Source organism: Arcticibacter eurypsychrophilus (assembly GCF_001730525.1).
Taxonomy (GTDB): Bacteria; Bacteroidota; Bacteroidia; order Sphingobacteriales; family Sphingobacteriaceae; genus Arcticibacter; species Arcticibacter eurypsychrophilus.
This window is the reverse complement of record NZ_MDFN01000058.1, coordinates 1-3,050: the sequence shown is the minus strand read 5'-3', so window position 1 is coordinate 3,050 and position 3,050 is coordinate 1. Positions and strand designations below refer to the sequence as shown.

6 protein-coding genes are annotated in these 3,050 nt (G+C 36.1%); 2 read left to right on the top strand and 4 right to left on the bottom strand.

Annotated elements, in window-relative coordinates:
* Both BFL47_RS19910 and BFL47_RS18880 read left to right on the top strand, forming a co-directional pair.
* Positions 1-197: hypothetical protein (locus BFL47_RS19910; RefSeq protein ID WP_170827361.1), on the top strand; the 197-nt coding region annotated here is incomplete at its 5' end.
* Positions 198-226: 29 nt separating this feature from the next.
* Positions 227-523, top strand: a complete 297-nt coding sequence (locus BFL47_RS18880) for an STAS-like domain-containing protein (protein ID WP_069661350.1) — start codon at positions 227-229, stop codon at positions 521-523.
* Positions 524-598: 75 nt separating this feature from the next.
* Here BFL47_RS18880 and BFL47_RS18875 read toward each other — a convergent pair whose 3' ends face one another.
* The 4 genes from BFL47_RS18875 to BFL47_RS19905 all read right to left on the bottom strand — a co-directional run bounded on the left by BFL47_RS18875 (position 599) and on the right by BFL47_RS19905 (position 2,985).
* Positions 599-826: a hypothetical protein gene (locus BFL47_RS18875; RefSeq protein ID WP_069661349.1), complete on the bottom strand. Its 228-nt coding sequence runs from the start codon at positions 824-826 to the stop codon at positions 599-601.
* A gap of 12 nt (positions 827-838) precedes the next feature.
* Positions 839-1,837: a phosphotransferase enzyme family protein gene (locus tag BFL47_RS18870; protein ID WP_069661348.1), complete on the bottom strand. Its 999-nt coding sequence runs from the start codon at positions 1,835-1,837 to the stop codon at positions 839-841.
* A 221-nt stretch (positions 1,838-2,058) separates the two neighbouring features.
* Positions 2,059-2,607 carry a DUF6252 family protein gene (locus tag BFL47_RS18865; protein ID WP_139125878.1) on the bottom strand — a complete coding sequence of 183 codons (549 nt, stop codon included), beginning with the start codon at positions 2,605-2,607 and terminating at the stop codon, positions 2,059-2,061.
* A 213-nt stretch (positions 2,608-2,820) separates the two neighbouring features.
* Positions 2,821-2,985, bottom strand: a complete 165-nt coding sequence (locus BFL47_RS19905) for a PIN domain-containing protein (protein ID WP_170827360.1) — start codon at positions 2,983-2,985, stop codon at positions 2,821-2,823.
* Positions 2,986-3,050 lie beyond the last annotated feature (65 nt).

The following is a 3,050-nucleotide window of genomic DNA, read 5'->3' as shown; positions in this document are numbered from 1 at the left end:
ATTTCTGTGCAGTTGTATTTACTGATTACAACAAGGTACATGAGGGCGATTTTTATAAAGGCACGCTGGTATCCATGAGAATATACACAGATATCCCCGTCGATTATAAGTCGATTATGCCTGCCCATCACACATTACCAGACGATTATGACTTTTTTATTGACAAATATTTCGGAGAGAATAACGAACTTTGGTAGATATTATTTGTATTATTGTATAAATTAAGATGATACACATTACATTCTCACATACCGGCAGACAACTTTCCACACGAGTGGCAGGAGCTGCTTTGCGTAAAAAGATCATAGATGGAATTGAAAAGCAGGAAAAAATTGTATTTGATTTTTCCGGTGTTGATATTGTTTCCAATTCTTTTGCGGATGAATGTTTCGCTAAGTTAATGCTTCACTTTGACCTTCCTGTAGTGAAAGAGCATACCACCTTTAAGAATGCTTCCCCTTTTATCAAAGCCGTAATTGCCAATTCTTTTAAAGAGAGGCTTCAGGCGATGTACGCCCATTAATGTTCTTTTATTCTATAAAATCGGAGCAGGTCTATAAATTAACCGTTGTATCCTCTGGCTAGCCAAGATTAAATTTTAAAATGAGCTTAAATTGGGCAAAGGATAAGCTTCTACGAATGATCCCAATACCGTAACCGCACTGGTCAGTTTAATTCGTTTGATTCTTGAAGCAGCAGCGGCCAAAATTACAGCAGGAGCAGAATCCAGAAACTCTTTTTTATGATGTTCCCCAATCCCGAAAACATCCCGGCCTGCTACAGCTACATCAGCCAAAGCTATCTTCGTATGGCATCGCTCATGCATAATCGATCTTAGTCAATTCAATACATCTGTAGAAACATTCTCTTCGAAAAACTTTCTCACCATGACGTTGATGAACCTTTTCAAGTAAGTTTCGCTCAAGAACACGTTTGACCAGTTATCATATCGTTGACATTGTACACCCAGGTAAAAGAAATAAAGACTTACCCCAATTATAGGCAACATTCTCCTTTCTTCATCAGTAATTTTAGTCACCGACTCATACCCTCTCAAAAAGTATTCTACTTTCAAATCACTCTGGCTAATATCTTTTTCAGTGCTATGCAGTTGTAAAATATAGTAGGCAATATCGTAACATAGCCATCCATTACCACAAAAGTCAAAATCAAAGATCGTTATCTGTCCGTCATTGGTAATATTCATATTGTCAAACCAAATATCCAGATGAACGGATCCTGACCTCAATTGAGTGAGATCTGCTTTATTGATTTCGTTTAATAAATACTGTTGCGCAGCTACCATCCAAGCTATCTCATCTGAGTCGGCGGCAAGAAACTTTTGAAGCTTTAGCAATGAATCTTCTAACACAATTTTTGGTGTGTAAGTAACCCTTTCTAATTTCAAGTTGAACGTCGCTTGATGTATTCGAGCCATTTCCTCACCCACTTTAAGGTGTAAGTCAGCAGAGAAATTGAGTTGTTTATTTCCTTCAGCAAAGGAGAATAATACACCCTGTCGCATTCCTTCAGGCGCTTCTAGATATTGAATGTAGTTATCATCAACGTCCTTTAAAGGAAAAGAAACAGAAATGCCCTTTTCTTTAAGGACATTAAGTAACCGGATTTCTTCATTTATCTCTAAGTCGCTCCGCCAGTTTAAGCTGTACAGCCTGAACACGAATTTACTCGTTATATCCTCAACTAGATAACTATGATTAATTCCTGTTTTTAGTAACGTGCATGAAACATCGTCAGCAAGGCCATATTTATTTGCTACCAACAAGCCTATGTGATCGGCTGAAAGAATTGAACTGATAACAGGAAATATTTCCATGTGCATGAGATTGGTTCGCAAAGAAACGAAAATTTAGCTTGGGCATAATCTTGTATTAAAAACTGTGAATTTATAACACCTGGCAAATAACCATCTCTAACCAACTAAAGATCATCATGTTATTGATAGTTCTTTAGGTTCGCTGTAAATAGGGATGGCTCATTCATTAAGCACAGTGTTAAAATCTGGTGCTTGGGCATATTGACAAAAAGTATTCAAGTCTAGTGAAATAACAAATCAAAGCGACCTTCTCTTACTTCCGCTATCTCTCCTGTATCATCGACTGCATCAAACCAAAAAGTTCCGGATACTATTCTTTTCACCGAATCGAGATGCGTAATTATAAGTTCACCTTTAATTTGGTCGTTAGTATTGTAATCTTTAAACACCAGATTTCCGTAATCGTGGAAAGAAGCTGATGCCTTTCCATTTTTACTATCTACTAAGGGAATTGTCATTCCTGCTTCTAATTTAATATCCTCTGAATTAATTTGGACACCCAAAATTCTATCATTCTTTTTACGATCAGCATTTAAATAAAAATCATATATACCATAAGCAGGCTGATAAGCAAGATCTAGGCCTGGCCCATGAAATAAAACCCCCTTAGTTTTAAAAGCTATTCCATTAATCATGCAACCAAAAGTTTGTCTGCCTTCCTGTGTAGCGCCTGGTAAGCTATCAATCCCAGTACCTTCTTTTTTACAAGAAGCAAAAATCAAGATCAAGCTGCTTGAAAAAAGCATAATCCAATGTATAATTCCTTTCATAATTGATTTTGAATATTTATTTCCCTCTTAGACACGTTGTCTCATTACTTCTCTGAAGTAGTAACTAATTTTTAGAGTTGGTGTACTGATAAAGGTTGTGCAACTTACTGTTTTTTGCCAACTATTGAAGTTTCTAATTTTACTACTAGATATTGTGGGTTAGGTTCTTATGTCTGATAAGCATTATCGTTGTGTCAGTACATTGCAAAACAATTATTTACCCTGAATGATCCATTTAAATTCATCAAGGGAAACGATATTTAGCTTAGGAAAATCAATATTTTTAAGTTCATTAAAATGCTTGTCATTCGTGACTAAATAATCAGCATTGCCTGCGATTATTAGGTCAACAAATTTATTGTCATCCTTGTCCTTCACGACTAACAGCCATTTAAAAAATGGTGCTAAATGAATGTATCCGTCCTATGAACTACATATTTGAT

Coding starts and splice junctions, on each gene's coding strand:
- BFL47_RS18865 (WP_139125878.1), bottom strand. CDS start 2,607: ATGAAAGGAATTATACATTGGATTATGCTTTTTTCAAGCAGCTTGATC.
- BFL47_RS18875 (WP_069661349.1), bottom strand. CDS start 826: ATGCATGAGCGATGCCATACGAAGATAGCTTTGGCTGATGTAGCTGTA.
- BFL47_RS18870 (WP_069661348.1), bottom strand. CDS start 1,837: ATGGAAATATTTCCTGTTATCAGTTCAATTCTTTCAGCCGATCACATA.
- BFL47_RS18880 (WP_069661350.1), top strand. CDS start 227: ATGATACACATTACATTCTCACATACCGGCAGACAACTTTCCACACGA.